The organism is Gardnerella sp. KA00288, assembly GCF_049244085.1.
In the GTDB taxonomy this organism is placed as follows: Bacteria; Actinomycetota; Actinomycetes; order Actinomycetales; family Bifidobacteriaceae; genus Bifidobacterium; species Bifidobacterium greenwoodii.
Map to the genome: position 1 here is coordinate 125872 of NZ_CP058373.1, position 16823 is coordinate 142694.

Annotated in this window: 8 protein-coding genes; all 8 read left to right on the forward strand. The window is 45.5% G+C overall.

Annotation, left to right across the window (positions count from 1 at the left end; translation table 11 throughout):
• The first annotated feature begins 63 nt into the window (after window positions 1-63).
• The 8 genes from HXT52_RS00510 to HXT52_RS00545 all read left to right on the forward strand — a co-directional run bounded on the left by HXT52_RS00510 (window position 64) and on the right by HXT52_RS00545 (window position 16772).
• Window positions 64-1770 carry an alpha-amylase family glycosyl hydrolase gene (locus HXT52_RS00510; protein WP_410314722.1) on the forward strand — a complete coding sequence of 569 codons (1707 nt, stop codon included), beginning with the start codon at window positions 64-66 and terminating at the stop codon, window positions 1768-1770.
• Between the two features lie 161 nt (window positions 1771-1931).
• The gene (locus HXT52_RS00515) at window positions 1932-2708 is read left to right on the forward strand and encodes a TraX family protein (RefSeq protein WP_004137117.1); all 777 of its coding nucleotides are present in this window, start codon (window positions 1932-1934) and stop codon (window positions 2706-2708) included.
• Window positions 2709-2745: 37 nt separating this feature from the next.
• A complete protein-coding gene (locus HXT52_RS00520; RefSeq protein WP_421775937.1) occupies window positions 2746-5433 on the forward strand; it encodes a TIM-barrel domain-containing protein in 2688 nt (895 codons plus the stop codon).
• A gap of 498 nt (window positions 5434-5931) precedes the next feature.
• Entirely contained in the window at window positions 5932-13224 is a 7293-nt protein-coding gene (locus tag HXT52_RS00525) for a peptidase (RefSeq protein WP_421775938.1), read from the forward strand.
• Window positions 13225-13795: 571 nt separating this feature from the next.
• A complete protein-coding gene (gene thiO, locus HXT52_RS00530; RefSeq protein ID WP_004104781.1) occupies window positions 13796-14866 on the forward strand; it encodes a glycine oxidase ThiO in 1071 nt (356 codons plus the stop codon).
• 68 nt (window positions 14867-14934) lie between these two features.
• Window positions 14935-15141: a sulfur carrier protein ThiS gene (gene thiS / locus HXT52_RS00535; RefSeq protein ID WP_116794455.1), complete on the forward strand. Its 207-nt coding sequence runs from the start codon at window positions 14935-14937 to the stop codon at window positions 15139-15141.
• A gap of 38 nt (window positions 15142-15179) precedes the next feature.
• Complete coding sequence (locus tag HXT52_RS00540) at window positions 15180-16004, forward strand: thiazole synthase (RefSeq protein ID WP_165844151.1); 825 nt, start codon at window positions 15180-15182, stop codon at window positions 16002-16004.
• 36 nt (window positions 16005-16040) lie between these two features.
• Window positions 16041-16772 (forward strand): HesA/MoeB/ThiF family protein, encoded by a 732-nt coding sequence (locus HXT52_RS00545; RefSeq protein ID WP_116794453.1) that lies wholly within the window; start codon window positions 16041-16043, stop codon window positions 16770-16772.
• The last annotated feature ends 51 nt before the right edge of the window (window positions 16773-16823 follow it).

A 16823-nucleotide genomic window follows, 5' to 3' on the forward strand; every position in this document is an offset into this window, starting at 1 on the left:
AATAATATGTTTTTAAAGTGTCGTCGTATAAACTTTATATAGCAACAAAAGAAGGGTAAAGCAATGGGATTATATAATCATGCTCAATGGCTTAAAGACGCGGTTTTTTACGAAATTTATCCGCAAAGTTTTTATGATGCAAATGGCGATGGTATAGGAGATATTCAAGGAATTATTGAAAAATTAGATTATGTAAAATCGCTTGGCTGCAACGCAATTTGGCTTAATCCTTGCTACGACTCTCCTTTTAAAGACGCTGGTTACGATGTGCGTGACTACAAAAAAGTAGCTGCTCGCTACGGCACTAACGAAGACTTGCAGCAGCTTTTTAATGAAGCTCACACTCGTGGAATGCATATTTTGCTTGATTTAGTGCCAGGTCACACCAGTGAAGAGCATGAGTGGTTCCGCGAAAGTTCAAAAGCTCAAGAAAACGAGTTAAGCAAGCGCTACATTTGGACAGACAGCGCATTTAGTGGCTATTCTATGCCTTTTATTGGCGGAGAAACCGAGCGAGATGCTACCTACATTCTAAACTTCTTCAAATGCCAGCCTGCATTAAACTACGGTTTTGCACATAGGGATCGCGATTGGCAATCTTCGCCTGATTCTAAAGAGGCTGCCGAAACTCGCGCCGCAATGGTTGATGTTATGTGTTTTTGGCTTTCGCTCGGCGCTGACGGTTTCCGTGTTGATATGGCTGATTCGCTTGTAAAAAACGATGACAATAATGGCGAAGGAAGTCTTGGGAAAGACAATACAATTCGCGCATGGCAGGAAATGCTGGGCGCTGTAAAAGAAGAGTATCCGCAGGCTGCTTTCGTTTCCGAATGGGGCAGGCCGCGTCAGGCGTTGGCAGCTGGGTTTGACATGGACTTTTATTTAAGCTGGCGCTGGGATGGAAATCCTAACGGCTACGCACGTTTAGCTCGTGATGTTGATAACGCTTTAGATAGCAATCCTGAACATGATCACAGCTACTTTTCGGCGCGAGGTGGTGGCAGCATTTGCCCATTCTTAGACGACTACTGCCCACAATATGAGTCAACTTGCAACCAAGGTTACTTTAGTTTCATCACTTGCAATCATGACACGCCGCGCATGGCTCCGCGCTTAGATGAGCGTGAGCGCAGAGTAGCTTTCGGAATGCTACTTACAATGCCAGGCGTGCCTTTTGTGTATTACGGCGACGAAATTGGAATGAAATATCGCGATATTCCAACAAAAGAAGGCGGTTATGCTCGTACGGGCACGCGCACGCCAATGCAGTGGGATGACACAAAAAATCTCGGATTCTCAACAGCTGCAAAATCTAAATTATACTTGCCTGTTGAAGTGCGAGCAGATGGAAGAACTTGCGCAAATTCTCGCAAACAAGCTGTAGAAAGTGGCGAAATTCCAACTGTTTCTGCGCAAATTAATTGCGAAGATTCCTTCCTTTCGTGGGTGCGCTCACTTATTGCGCTTCGTCATAGTCGCGCTTCTTTGCAAGCTGACGCATCATGGCGAGTGTTATATGCTCCTGTTGACGGCCGCGGATTTGCTTACGAGCGTTGCGCAAAAAGTAACGAGGGAGAATCGGCTGTCGAAAGAAGCATCGTTGTTATGAACCCTGGAATGAACGCCGAAACGGTACCGTTTGAAACGTTGGCAAATCTTACTCAGGAAGCAGTAGAAAATCCTTTGCTAAAAATCGGCGAAGTATTAAGCTGCGGAAATTCTTTGAAACTCGGCGCGCAAAGTTTTGCAATATTCAATCTGCCGCTTTAAGTCGCAATAAATACTGCGATACAATAAACGGTAGTAAAACAGAGCAGTAAAAAATAAGCAAGCGTTACTTAAAAAGAACGTTACTTAAAAAGAACGCTAGAACGTTACTTAGAGTAAGTGTTATGCGAAACAATTCGTGGAAATACGAGGGAGTGCAAGTCATGGATGTGCTAAAGCCTAAAATTCGTGCAGATAAAAACATAAAAATGGGCATTACTTTGCGCAAGTTTAAAATGCTTGGCGCATTCATGATGATGCTTAGTGCATTTAGCGCTCCCGTAATACCGCATTTGTTCGGCGGCTTGCGCAAAGATAATATGCTTGCTCTTACATTCGCGGTTCTTTGCGAAGTAGTTAGTTGGACTGCGCTGCCATGGTATGCGTGGATTCTTATGCGCGGGTATCACAATACGCATAACGTGAATCTTTATATATTGCGACTTTTGATTTTGGCAATAATTTGCGAAGTGCCGTACGATCTTACTACATCCGGTTGCGCGTTTGATTTGCGCTCGCAAAATCCAGTGTTTGCGCTCGTAATTGCGCTGTTTGTTCTTATGGGAATTGACATGGTTCGAGAGCGTTTTAGCGGTTTTTTGCGCAGTGTTGCGTATGCTGCAGTAGTAATTGCAGGATTATTGTGGAATATTATTGGCAAAGTTTATGTGCGTCAACAAATTTTCTGGGGAGGCGCGCTATTCCTTGTGTTTGTGCTGATTTTTGAGCTGATGCAAAAGCACGAGATTCGCATGGAGCTGATTTCCGGCATGTTTGGCGCTATGTCGATGCTTGCGCCTGGTATTGGCGTGGCAGTTTTGCACTATCGCAGCCCTTACGGAGATGGCCATAAGGATTCTCCAGTATTTCGCTGGACAATGTACGCGTGGTATCCGGTAATGTTAGCGATTGCAGCATTATTCGCAGTATTCGTCAAATAAAAACGTGCGTTAATTAATAAAAAGCAAAGGTGCAAAAATGGACTTTTCCAAGTCGGGAATTTTTTATAAGTACGTAACTGATTCAAACGCAAAAGCACAGGATACTCAGGTAATTAAAGGCGAAAAGTGGCGAATTACAGTTATTACAGATTCGTTGTTGCGTCTTGAGTGGAGTGACGACGGAAAGTTTGTTGACAATCCTACGCAAACTGTAATCTGTCGCAATTTTGCTCACAAAAGCTCGGATGCTCAGCCTCAATTTAGTGCGCGCAAAAACGAAAACGGATGGCTGGAAGTCGAAACTGAAAAGCTGCATCTTACTTATAATTGCGAAGCTTTTAGTAAAGAAGGATTAAGTATTGTTGTGCGCGGAGTGCCGTGTACTCAATTTAACACGTGGCATTACGGCGACGACTGCCCGGGAAATCTTCTTGGAACTTTTAGAACTTTGGATCAGGCGAACGGCCCAGTAAAACTTGGTAAAGGAATACTTTCGCGCGATGGATGGTCTGTTTTAGACGATTCTGCAACTTGCGAAATTGTGCCAGCTGAGGAAATAAATGGCAAACCAAACCCGTATGGGGCTTGGGTTAAGTCGTGTGCGCAAAAAGTTAGCGAGCAATCAGGAAGATATAAAGACTTATACTTCTTCGGCTACGGACATCACTATATTCAAGCAATTCAAGACTTTTATAAGCTCACAGGCGCTCAGCCGCTGCTTCCACGTTTTGCGCTAAGTAATTGGTGGAGCAGATACTATCGCTACCGTCAAGACGAATATTTGCAATTGCATAATCGTTTTAAGCGCGAAGGCATACCTTTTAGCACGGCTGTTATTGATATGGATTGGCATGTGACGGACGTTGATTCGAAGTATGGTTCCGGTTGGACGGGTTACACGTGGAATGAGGAGCTTTTCCCGGATCATCGCGCTTTTTTGCGTAAACTTAACGCGGCTGGATTGTCTCCAACTTTGAACTTGCATCCGCGCGACGGAGTGCGTGCGTTTGAAAAAGATTATGCGCAAGTTGCGCAAGATGCTGGCATTGATCCGGCGAGCGGCAAAGCTGTGGAATTTGATTTAACGAACCCGCAATTTGTTGAAGCTTACTTCAATATGCATCATCGTATGGAAGATGAAGGCGTGCGATTTTGGTGGATTGATTGGCAGCAGGGTGGTGTGACGCGCGAGCCTGGTTTGGATCCGCTTTGGATGCTGAACCACATGCATTATGAGGATGCTGCGCGCGACGGCCGCTGGCCGCTTACATTCTCTCGCTATGCAGGGCCTGGTTCGCATCGCTACCCAGTTGGATTCTCGGGAGATACCGTCACTACTTGGGATTCCCTTGCTTTCCAAACTTACTTCACTTCTACAGCTTCAAATATTGGCTACGGATGGTGGAGTCACGATATTGGCGGGCACATGCTTGGCGTTAGAAATAACGAGTTAGAAGCGCGATGGTACGCTTTCGGCGCGTTTAGTCCTATTAATCGTTTGCACTCGACTTGTTCGCCGTTTGCTGGAAAAGAGCCGTGGAATTTCCCTCAGGAAACTCGTGAAGCAATGGTGAAAATGCTTCGCTTGCGCGCGGAACTTTTGCCATACGTTTATACGATGAATTATCGTGCAGCTTTTGAAGGCAGGCCGATTATTGAGCCAATGTACTGGCAGTCGCCGGAAGTTGGAATGGCTTACGAAATTCCTAACGAATACCGTTTTGGAAGCGAGCTTATAGTAGCGCCGATTACTTCGCCTAACGATGCTGCTGCTTTGCGCGGATGTGCTGGAGTTTGGTTGCCGGAAGGCGATTGGTACGATTTGTTTGACGGGCGCAGGTACGTGTCTCGCGGCTGGAATGGTCGCAGGTTTGAAGCGTGGCGCGCGATTGACCGCGTTCCTGCTTTTGCGCGTGCTGGAGCGATTGTGCCTACGCAAGTTTTGTCAGAAGTGGCAGATTGCGAGCGTAGTGCTGAGATTGCTGAATCTGTTAATAGTGTTGAAAATCCTCGTAATCTGCGCGTGCTCGTGTTCCCTGGAGCTGACGGCGAATTTGTGATGCGAGAAGATAACGGCGATTTTGCTGCAGCATCCGCTGGGAATACTGCTAATACTCGCATGAATTTTGTGTGGCGAGACGGCAATTCTTCTACGCAATTTATTATTTCCGGCGTAGAAGGTGCGGAAGCTGCAGTAGAATCTGTGCCGCAAAAACGCAACTGGAACGTTGTATTTAGAGGAGTTGCTTGCGCAGATTTTGCGAACGTGCGCGTTTTTGTAGGAAGCCGAGAGCTTAATGCAAGCGATTTTGCAATTTCTTACGAAGGCGAAGAATCGACTTTGAGCTTAACTGTTTTTGTAAAAGACGTGCCGGCTCGTTCGGAAGTTCGCGTAATTGTTGACGGCGGATTGCAAATCGCTGCAGACCCTAAAGTTGGTGACGCTTACAGATTCCTGCTTCAAGCGCAAGTGCCGTACCGCGGTAAGGAAATGGCTTTTGACGCAGTGCGCGAGGCTGGCGGAAGTGCAAGCGCTATTGCTGCAATCTCAGCTCTTGAATACGAAAACGAATCGGAAGCAGAAAAGTATCGCGACAGCGTTGATATGCTTAACGCTTACGCAACTGATCAGCCATCTGTAGTGAAGTGGGCGCAATGGCGTTGCACGCTGCCTGTTTCGGTAAAGCACGCGCTTGAGGAGATTTTGCTGCGCTCGGTTGAGTGAGTAATGTTTTTCTCAATAGATTTTAGCTCTGTTGAGTTAGGTGTAATCTGCTGGGTGAAGTTGTGTACTTTTCTCAGCAGATTTGTTTTTTGAGCGAGTTGCGATTTTGCAAATCTGTATTTTTGCATTTTTATTTCTGTAAATTCGTATTGTCAAAAATTAGAATTTATATGGTAACAAATGTTTAGACAGATTAGTGAAAGGTTGTAAAAACGCCTTAATTCAAAATATTCACAAATAAATTTTAATTCTTAAAACCGCTGAAAAATAAGGCTTGGGGGGGGGGGGGGCATTACAGGCTTTTTGATTTAAACATGTGTTATTCATCTTTAAAAAATTTTTTAAATTGTTATAATAACCTAACAAAGATAGCTTGAGATTTTATAAATTTGAGCTATGAAAATTTAGATGATTGTTATTAAGAATTTGCATTTTGCATGTCCATAGGTGGGCGTGTGAATTTGTTTTTATTAGATAACTAAGTGGAAGAAGGACAACATGGTAGCGAAATCTAGAAAGCACGCGCACAAAGTAACTTTGGATGCTGCAGTAAATAACGCAATTGAAAAGGCTGTTGACGCTCGCAAGGTGGCAACGTTTACGGTTGGTGCAGCAGGTATTCTGGCTGGTGCGGCGTTCGCTTTTGGAGCAACTCCTGCAATGGCTGCGGATGCTGGTGCTGCGGCTGAGCCTGCAAAAGCTCCTGTGGCTGCAGATAAGAAGTCAGGCACTAAGCCTGATGATAAGGATGAAAAGAAGGAGCAGAGTTCCACTAATAAAGATTCTGAGCAGAAGAATGAGTCTGAAACTGAGCAGAAGAATCAGTTTGAAGACAAGGCTGAAGCTAATGCTGAAGACAGTAATAAGATTAAGCTGACTGGCGAAAATAATAAGACTGACAAGAAGGTTTCTACAGATAGCGCTCCGGTAGCTAATAACACTAATGCTGAAACTAACACTCCTGTATCTAATAGCACTCCTGTAGAAACTAGCACTTATGCAGCCAGTAGCGCCCCTGCGGAAACTACTGCAAGCACTCCTGCGGAAACTACTGCAAGCACAGTAGCTCAGGGAGAAGATCGCGCTGGCAACGAGCACAATCCTAATGAGATAGTTTTTTCCAAAAACCTGCCAAACATTTATGGTTGGGCAACTCCTAGCAACACGTTTGACGAGAAGCTTGAAAAGCAAGAAATCGTGTACCATTTGCCACCGAATTCGGATGGTAAGACGGTTGCGCGCGTAGTAATTCTTCCAGATTCAAAAGATAGTATTAATACTGATGATTCTAGTGCTTACAAGAAAATCATCGAATTTGATTCTGAGCGTGTAAATGAAATGCACCAAAGCTATTCTGGAATTTACGAGTTACGTACGAATGGTGACGGTAGTAAGGACTTGATTATGAAGCAGCCATTCAGGGATGGTGGCATATCTTCGGGTCAAGGCTATTGTGCAAATCGCTCAATCTTCTTGTATTACGATAAGACTAATCCGCAGCATGACCAAACATCTAATAACTTCCGTGTTGCAACGCTTGTTCCGCCAAAAACAGCAGGCTCAATCGTCTTAAAGTATGACGAGAGATTGACGGCGGAGAAAGTACGAGAAGTTCTTCACAAAGCAGTAAATCTTCCTACTGAACATAAGTCTGGTAGTAGTGTAGCTGAGCAGCTTGTTGCTCAAAGTAAGTCAGCAGGCGTTGGTTTACGTGTTAATGAAAGTACTGTTAATAACACTCCAGATACTGTAGACGCAAAAATTCCGCAAAGCATGGGTTCTTATGACGGAACTATGTTCGAAGCAATCAATAATAAGAATGGTGGAGATTACTCATTTGGCGAGCGAAAGCTTAAAACGTATCTGGTAACAGATTTGGGAATGAAGTCTCCGGAAATACCTCTTACTGTAGTGCGCTATAGTACTCGCATTGAGAAGCCGGTTGTGGGTACAGTTGATTTTAGCAAGCTTACAGATGATCAAAAGATTCAAATCAGAAAGAATCTTGCAAAACTTAATGGCGTATCTACCGACAAAGTTACGTTTGACGGCAATGGCACTGCAACAATCGACTTCGATGGCTTGAGCGCGCAGGATGATCCAAAGATTCCTTTGCGTGACTTAGTGCTTACAAGAGTTGCGGAAGGTGATGTTGTTGTTCCGACTGGCGATAAAGCAGTCTTTGTTGCTAATCCGCTTGGGTATTCAAAAGCGGAGATTAAGAGCATTAAGAAGGCTATTTACGACGCTAACAAGGGCAATGATAAGCTTGGTCTGACTGAAGCTGATTACGAAAAGCAGATTACGCTTGAGTATATTAAAGGCGATACGGTGACTGCTGGACACAAAAATCAGGGAATCTCGAACGGTATGGCGGAAAACACGATTACCGTTAAGATTAAGACCGATAAGGCAGTTGCTGAGTTTACGTCTGATGTAAAAACGAGCAAGCTCACAAAGCTTCCAAATATTCGCAAGGATTACACAGTTTCGTGGGATGAGTCTAATAATAAGATTCAGGGCCGCGCCTCCGATGAAGGTCTTTCTTGGAGTAAAGACCATAAGACTATCATTTATCGCTACGACCCAACCAAGGCTACTGCATTCAATTCTGACGACGTTACCAAGCTGCTTACAGCTACGCCAAATGACAAAAATGCTGGCTTGCGTACGATTAAGGGCAACGAGACGCTTCAGTATGAAGGCTCAGGAAACAATCCGCGCAAGTCGCACATGCACTATGCTCTACAAAATGACGAACCAACTGGCGCGCTTACGCTTGGCGTTATCAGCAGTGGCTATTGGAAAGGCAACGTTAAGATCACAGGCACCGATGTGGATATGGGTGATGTGCTCGCAAAGACTGGTTCGTATTCCTGGGATGAAGACGCTAATGCTGTAAATGTTGCTTCTAAGGACGGCAAGATTTACAGGGCGCGTCTGTTTGTTGCACCATATGGCATGGAGTACTACCAGCACTTGTACGCGTTCCCGGATGGTAAGAACCTCAATAATACGCCTAAGGCAATTAACGTTATCTTTGTGCCGCAGACGAATCATAAGACGAAGGATCTTTCTAATTCGATTGGCGAGCACAAGACTGAAACTGTTGGAGGCAAGGATGTTCCAACGCAGCCAGCATATTACAACGCGTCTGCTGATAAGAAAGATGCATATGATAAGGCGCTTGATGCTGCAAAAGAAACTCTTAAAAAAGTTGGAACTAAAGCTGATGCTGATTTAAGTGAAGACCTTAAGGCTGAGGTTGATAACGCAACAATTAACCTTAAAAAGGCTCGTGCGGCTCTTGATGGCGATGCTACAAAGAAGGAAGAGCTGAATAAGTCGATTAAAGCCAATGGTAAGGCTGCCGAGGGTGATACTGCTGCAACTCCTGGTACGGTAACTACTGATAAGTATAAGAATGTTACTGAGCCTGACTTCAAGGATGATAATGGTAATGCAGATACCACCAAGAATGAGGATGCTAAGAAAGCTAAGACAGCTTACGACAAGGCTCTCGAAGAAGCTAACAAGGTAAACAAGGACGGCAATGCTACTCAGAAGGCTGTTGACGACGCCAAGGCTAAGCTTGATGCTGCGCGTAAGGAACTTGATAAGTACTCTACCAACAAGGATGAGTTGAATAATGCCATCGCTAAGCATGGTCAGGTGAACACGGGCGATGCAACTCAGACTGATCCTAAAGAAAAGCTCAAGACTGCCGACCCAACCTACCAGAACTCGGGAGAAAAAGAGCGTACGGCTTACGACAATGCTGTAAAGAAGGCAAAGGATCTTTCAGCAGATCCAAATGCTTCCCAGAAGGATGTCAATGAGGCTATAAAGAAGCTTAAGGATGCTAAGGATGCGCTTGACAAGAACGCAACCGACAAGGCTCCTCTTGATTCTGCCGTTCAAAAGACTTTAGATAACCCTGATCCAAATGATCCTAACAAGCATAGCGTGTTCTATACGAACGCCAAGGCTAAGACTAACGATCCTGATGCCCAGCAAGCCATTAAGAATTACGATGACGCACTCGCAGAAGCTAAGAGAGTACTTGGTGAAAAGAACGCTACAAATGCCGATGTAGAAAAGGCTAAGAAAGATCTCGAAGATGCTGAAAAGGTACTTTATGCTGATAAGTATCAAACAAAGTCAACTGATTTAGCTGAAGCTATTGCAGATAATGTAAGCGGCTACCTTATGCCTGCGTACTTCAACGCCTTTGATGAAGCGCAAGCTAAGGGCAAAGATTCTCAAGCCGCAAAAGACTTCAAAGCCTACAACGACGCTTATCACGCTGCAAAAGACTTGCTTACGGAGATTAGGAAGCCAAATAGCACGGTAACGCAGCAAAGCGCTGACGCGGTTAAGAAACAGCTTGTTGAAGCCCGTAAGGCAATCGATAAGTACGCAACCGATACCAGCAAGATTTCGGCGGCGCTGCTTCACAGCTTGGCTATAACTAAAAGCCCAGCGTATCTAAACGCGTCCGCTGGTGCTGCAGGTTCTGACGAAGCTAAGGCAAAGGCAGCATACGACACCGCGCTCGAGAAGTTGCAAAAGGCATTTAATGATGAGATGCCTCAAGATACGGTCGATGGCAAGCCTGGTAGTGCTGCAATCTCAACAGATAATATTCCTGCAAAGGATGGAGATACTAGTAGCCCTGACTATCTTAAGAACATCCAGTCCCATGCTAAGGGTCAGCCTTTGAATAGGGATGTGCCAAAGCTACTTGCAGATCTTAATGCTGCTGTAAAAGGCTTGGATAAGTTTAAGACTAATACCGACGATTTGATTAAGTCGATTAACGAGGACGACAACACCAAGCAGACGCCTGGGTATAAGAATACGGCAAAACCTGACTATAAGGGCGAAGATGGTACGACTGCTGATGCTGATAAGAACGGTAAAGCATCTGCTGCAAAGACTGCTTATGACAATGCTCTTGATGCAGCTAAGGGCTTGCTCAAGAAGCCTGATGCAACGCAAAAGGAAATCAACGACGCCAAGACCGCCCTCGACAATGCTCGCAAAGAGCTTGACAAGTACAACACCGACGTCGCCAAGCTTAAAGAAAGCGTTGATAAGAACGGTAAAGACGCAGAGGGTTCAGATCCTGCTGTTGAAGGTACAAAGGATTCCGACGCATACCGCAACGCTTCTGATCCTCACTTCTTGAATGATCAGGGTAAGCCTGACACCAAGAAGAACGATGATGCCAAGAAAGCTAAGGCCGATTACGACAAGGCGTTGTCCGAGGCTCAGGAGTTGCTTGCAAAGCACGATAACAAGGAAACACCTCTCGACGCTAAACCAACTCAGAAGCAGATTGACGATGCTTTGACAGAGCTAAATAAGAAGCGTAAAGCGCTTGATGATTACAAGACGAACGTAGATGCGCTTAAGACTGAGGCTGAAAAGTCTAAGGAAGATGGTGAAGGCGCTACTGTAGAGGGCAAGTTCGAGAACTCTCCAGAGTTCAAGAACGCCGATGCCAAGAAGAAGGATGACGATAGTGGCAAGAAGGTAGACAATGACGATGTTGCTGCATATAAGAAGGCGCTTAAGGATGCGCGTGATTTACTTGCTAAGAAGGATTCCGCTACGCTTAGCGATCGTCCAACGCAACAGCAGATTAACGATGCACTGGATGCTCTTAAAGCAGCTAAGAAGCAAATTGCTGATAACTACAAGACAAATCTTGAGCCGTTGACTGCTGCTAAAGATTATGCAGGTGACGGCTTCAAGAAAACGCCTGAGTATAAGAATGCTCTTGCTAAGAAGACCGCTGGTGACCAAGGTGCTATAAAGGACTTAGGTGAAGCTGGACAAGACACAGGCTTCGACAATGTTCTGAAGAACGTTACCGACAAGCTTAATGACGAAGATTGGAAGAAAAAAGCAACTCAAGAGCAAGTAGACGCTCTGCTTAAACAGCTGCAAGAAGCTCAAGAGAAGATCGCTAAGTACAAGACCGACACAAAGCCTCTTGAAAACGAAGTAGGCGATAAGGATCAAGACGACAAGCCTGTAACACCTCCATTTGAGGAGTCGATTCCGTACAAGAATGCTCTGTATAAGAAGCAGTCCGAAACTGGTAATGATGCAACGGCTGATACCTCTGCCACCAAGAAGCTTCAAGATTATAACGATAAGTTTGAAGCAGCGAAGAAGATTATCGATCAGGTGAAGAACCCAGATCCGAATGCAAAGCCAGAAGATCGTCCAACGCAGAAACAGGTTGATGAAGCTCTTGATGCTTTGCAAAAGGCAAAGAAAGCTATCGATGATGCCTTTACGACCAGTGCTAAGGATTTGAAGACTGAGGCAGATAAGTCTAAGGAAGATGGTGAAGGTGCTTCTATAGATGGCAAGTTTGAGAATACTACAGAGTTCAAGAACGCTGATTCTAAGAAGGGTAAAGAAGGCAAGGAAAATGCTGACATCTCTGCTTATAAGAAAGCGTTGAAGAAAGCTAGGACTTTGCTTAACAACTTCGATGAGAATGGTAAGCCAAAGTCTGGAAAAAAGGATGTTCCAACTCAGCAAGAAATTGACGAGGCTCTTAAGAAGCTGAAGGACATAAAAGATAAGATTACTGCTGACTACAAGACCAGTTCTACTGAGCTTCAGCAAGAAGTTGATAAGTCTAAGGACGGAGATAAAGACACTAGAGATGACGTGTTCGAGAACACTCCTGCGTTCAAGAACGCGACTGCTAAGGGTGATGAAGATTCCAAGAAGGCTCTTGAAGACTATAACACGAAGCTAAAGACTGCTAGGGATCTTCTTAAAGCTTTCGACCGCACTACTGGCAATCCAAAGGATGGCGCAACTGACGTCCCAACCCAGAAAGAGCTTTACGATGCTCTAGATGCCTTGCAAGCCGCTAAGAAGAAGATTACTGACGACTACAGCACAAGCAAGTCTGATTTGCGCCAAGAGGCTGGTGATGACTTCACTAAGTCTCCTGAGTATCAGAATGCTCTAGCTAAGGGTGATGACGAGTCTAAGCAGGCTCTTGACGAGTACAAGAACGCGCTCGACGAAGCTAATTCTGTGCTTGCAGATCCTAACGCAACTCAGGCTGAGGTTGATGCGGCTTTGAAGCGTCTTCAGGATGCTAAGGCTAAGCTTAAGGCTGGAAATAGCACGGATAAGTCTAAGCTTCAGGATGAGGCTGATGATGATGCTAACTTCCGTCAGTCGCCGTACTTCATTATTGGTAACAAGGCTGATATTGAAGCGTATGAGGATGCTTTGGCTGAGGCTCGTAGCGTGCTTGCAGATCCTAACGCAACTCAGGCTCAGGTTGATGCGGCTTTGAAGAAGCTTGAAGATGCTAAGAAGCGTATTCTTGACTTCTTGAGTCACTTCGGCGGCTCTGGCAATGGTACTGGAGATTGGAATGGCCACGGTTTTGTAAACGGCCATGAGTCTTATGGTGCTTTGGTAGATAAGACTGCTTTGCAAATCGAAGTTAATAATGCTGTGGAGACTAATGCTAATACTGCTGAGGCTGTGGCTTACAGGCAGGCTTTGGCTGAGGCTAAGAGCGTGCTTAACGATCCTAATGCTACGCAGGCTCAGGTTGATGCGGCTTTGAGGAAGCTTGCAGAGGCTAAGGCTGCGTTGCTTAATAGTTTGAGTGGCGCATCTGGTCATAAGATTGCTAAGACTGGTGCTGCAACTGGCTTGTTTGCAGGATTTGCTGTAATCTTCGCTGGTCTTGGTGCTGCAGGCGTGGCTTCTCGCCGTCGCAAGCACTCTAAAGAGTAACCTTACGCATAACTAACAAAATCCCTCGCAGGTTATCCTCTTATAATCCGCGAGGGATTTTTTCGTGCTGCTGCCGCACGAAAGAACGCTCGCGCGGTTAACGCGCTCGCTACTGAGCTTGCGTTGAAAGCACACCGTGCTTTCAACTTGAGCAAGCTCACGCTCCGAGTTGCTTTCGCGCGCGAAATGCTGCGCGAAAGCAGGTCGTCGCGCACGTTTGGAGCGAAACTTATCCTCAAACCCTCCAAACGTGAGATAAGTTACGCGCGTAGTACGCAATCTGCGTCAGTAGCAAAATTGCTTAATTTTACCGCTTGACATGCCGTTTCAATTAACAGATTTTTTGTAAAAGTGCTAAAATGCTACACGGTAGTGTGACGAAAATCACATAATTTCGTTACGTCTATCTGTAGCGTTTGTAATATCGCTAAAGTTGGCAATATTACAGCTTTACAATCGCAGTTTTGAAAGTCAAAGCTACGAAACGCGGGAGCTTGTTCTATACAGGCTGAGAGGGCGAAAGCCGACCGTAAACCTGATGCGGGTAATGCCGCCGTAGGGAAGGAGTATTATGCGAAATATTCGTATTATTGGTGCAGGTATTATTGGTTTAGCAACAGCGTGGAGACTTACGGAAGCTGGCGTAAAAGTTAGCATAATTGATCCGGATCCAGTCTCGGGCGCTTCTCACCATGCTGCCGGCATGTTAGCTCCTACCGCAGAAATGCAATATCAGCAAGAAGCGTTGTATCCGCTTATGTTTGAGTCTGCAACTATGTATAAGGAATTGGTTGATTCGGTTGCAAAGTACACCGATAAGCCAACTGGCTACTTAGAGTGCGGCTCTTACGTAATCGGCGGCGACGCTGCAGATAACGAGCACGTGAATGAGTTGCTAAACTTGCAGCACCGTTACGGCCGTAGAGCTGAGCATATTTCTGTGAGTAAGCTTCGTGAAATTGAGCCTGCTCTTTCGCCAACTATTGCTGGCGCTGTAAGCGTGCCGGACGATCATCAAATCAACCCTCGTCTTTTCACTGCAGCAATGATTGATGCACTCGAAAAGCGCGGTGTTGTTATTGAGCGTCGCGCAAGCACTCCAGACGATTTGGGTCCAGACACAGTTTTGGCATCCGGCTTGGGTGCTAAGGATATGCTTCCTCAGCTTAAGCTTCGCGCTGTGTGGGGCGATATGATTCGTATGACTATTCCAGAGCCTTTGCGTCCAATTTTGAGCTCTGTGGTTCGTGGATTTGTGCATGACCGTCCAGTTTATTTAGTGCCTCGCGCTAAGGAAACTGGTGAGCTCGTGCTCGGTGCTACTTCTCGCGAAGACGACCGCGATATTCCAAAGGTCGGTGGTGTACTCGACTTGCTTCGCGATGCTGCAAGTGTGCTTCCTGGCATTCAGGAATGCTCGATTACTGAGGTTACCGCTGGCGGCCGCCCTGGAACTCCGGACGATTTGCCATTCATTGGTATTGATCCTAAGACGCACACCACGATTTCCACTGGTTACTTCCGTCACGGCATTTTGCTCACCGCTTTGGGTTCTTCTTTGACTACAAAGCTTGTGCTTGAGCAAGAGTTGACCGAGAAGGAAAAGGGCTTCTTGGAAAGCTGCAATCCTGCTCGCTTCTAGTAACGCAAGTTTCTAGTAACGCAAGTTTTAGTTGCGCACTTTTAATAGACGTTAATAAAGGTTGAATTATGCAAATCGTCGTCAATGGTGAAACTATTGAAGTTCAAGATGGGTTAACTGTTGCTGAGCTTATTGCTCAACGTTACGGTTCGGATGCTGGTCCTGGCATAGCTGTTGCAATTGGCGACGATGTGCTTAAGCGCAATCAGTGGGCATCGACTGTGATTTGTGAAGGGAATCAAATTGAGATTCTCAGCGCAGTTCAAGGCGGCTGACGCTTACAAAATATTAAATTTTCAATAAAAGGCTTAAAATGACAGAAAATAATTCTGAAAATAATGCAGAAGAAAGTGCCGATACTTGGCAACTTTGTGGTAAGACCCTACATTCAAGGCTTTTGCTTGGAACTGGCGGCATGACGAGCATTGATATTATGGAAAAGTCGCTTGTTGCTTCGGGTGCGGAAGTAGCTACGGTTGCTTTGCGCCGTCACGCAAAAACAGGCGTGGATATTTACGGAATGCTTCAGCGTCATAATATTAACGTTTTGCCAAATACTGCAGGATGCAAAACTGCACATGACGCTGTGCTTACTGCAAAAATGGCTCGCGAATCTCTAGGAACCGATTGGATTAAGCTTGAAGTTATTGCAGATGACGATACTTTGCTTCCAGATACTCGCGAAGTTTTGCTTGCTGCAGAAAAGCTTGTTGAAGAAGGATTTAGCGTTCTTTGCTACACGAATGATGATCCGATTGTGGCTCGTCGTTTAGTTTCGCTTGGCGTGAAGGCTGTTATGCCTGGTGGTGCTCCAATTGGCACTGGTCTTGGTATTTTGAATCCTCGAAATATTGAGCTGATTGTGCGCGAATGCAAGGAAGCTGGCGTTCCTGTGATTTTGGATGCCGGCGTTGGCACTGCTTCCGACGTTGTTAAAGCTTTTGAAATCGGCTGCTCTGGCGTGCTTCTTGCAAGTGCTGTAACTCGCTGCCCGGATCCTGTGAAAATGGGTCGCGCAATGGCTGCTGCTGTAACTGCTGGCAAGCTTGCTCACGATGCTGGACGTATTCCAATGCGAAATCATGCTCTTGCTTCCTCGCCTGTTGAAGGTCGCGCTTGGGCTGATTCCGTGCTGTAAATTTCGTACTATGAATTTCGGCATAATTATTTGAGCATGACGATTAATAAAATTTACGACAACCTGCAGGAGCTTGAGGTGGAGCGCACTTGCCGCCACTTGCTCCTGCCGGGCTTTACTCTTGAGCATCAACAATTACTTCGAAATGCAAAAATCTGCATGGTTGGTGCTGGTGGACTTGGTTCTCCATGCCTGCTTTCGCTTGCTGCAGCAGGAGTTGGAGAAATTACGATTTGTGATGACGACATTGTTGAGCTTTCTAACTTACAAAGGCAGACTTTATACACTGTTGATCAGTGTGGCCAATCTAAAGCGCAACTTGCAGCTAAACGTCTGCAAGCACTATCTCCCGGACTAAAAATCAACCTTATACCTAGGTTTAATGAAGATAACGCGAAGAGTCTTGTAGAAAATCATGACTTAATAATTGATGGTTGTGATAATTTCGCTACGCGCTTTTTGATTGCGGATGCCGCGTGGAGCGCAGGAACGCCGGAAGTTTATGGCTCGGTGCTTTATTATGAAGGTCAAGTGAGCGTTTTTATGCCTGGTGAGGGGCCGTGTTTGCGAGACTTGTATCCTTGCCCTCCACCTAAAGAAACTGTGCCAAAATCGGCAGTATTGGGCGCGACTGCGGCTATTGTAGGCGCAATGATGGCAACTGAAGCAATCAAACTCATAACAGGTATTGGCACACCGCTTATTGGCGTTTTAGCGCGCTACAACGCATTAGATAACTCTTTGCGTCATTTTAAGTTTGGCATGTGAATTTTTTCTTATATTTTGCACATCTTACAAAACTTGAGTCTAGTTGTATAA

What these genes read in the sequence shown, in the direction of transcription:
- HXT52_RS00510 (WP_410314722.1), top strand. Translation starts at nt 64, where the DNA reads ATGGGATTATATAATCATGCTCAATGGCTTAAAGACGCGGTTTTTTAC.
- HXT52_RS00515 (WP_004137117.1), top strand. Translation starts at nt 1,932, where the DNA reads ATGGATGTGCTAAAGCCTAAAATTCGTGCAGATAAAAACATAAAAATG.
- HXT52_RS00520 (WP_421775937.1), top strand. Translation starts at nt 2,746, where the DNA reads ATGGACTTTTCCAAGTCGGGAATTTTTTATAAGTACGTAACTGATTCA.
- HXT52_RS00525 (WP_421775938.1), top strand. Translation starts at nt 5,932, where the DNA reads ATGGTAGCGAAATCTAGAAAGCACGCGCACAAAGTAACTTTGGATGCT.
- thiO (WP_004104781.1), top strand. Translation starts at nt 13,796, where the DNA reads ATGCGAAATATTCGTATTATTGGTGCAGGTATTATTGGTTTAGCAACA.
- thiS (WP_116794455.1), top strand. Translation starts at nt 14,935, where the DNA reads ATGCAAATCGTCGTCAATGGTGAAACTATTGAAGTTCAAGATGGGTTA.
- HXT52_RS00540 (WP_165844151.1), top strand. Translation starts at nt 15,180, where the DNA reads ATGACAGAAAATAATTCTGAAAATAATGCAGAAGAAAGTGCCGATACT.
- HXT52_RS00545 (WP_116794453.1), top strand. Translation starts at nt 16,041, where the DNA reads ATGACGATTAATAAAATTTACGACAACCTGCAGGAGCTTGAGGTGGAG.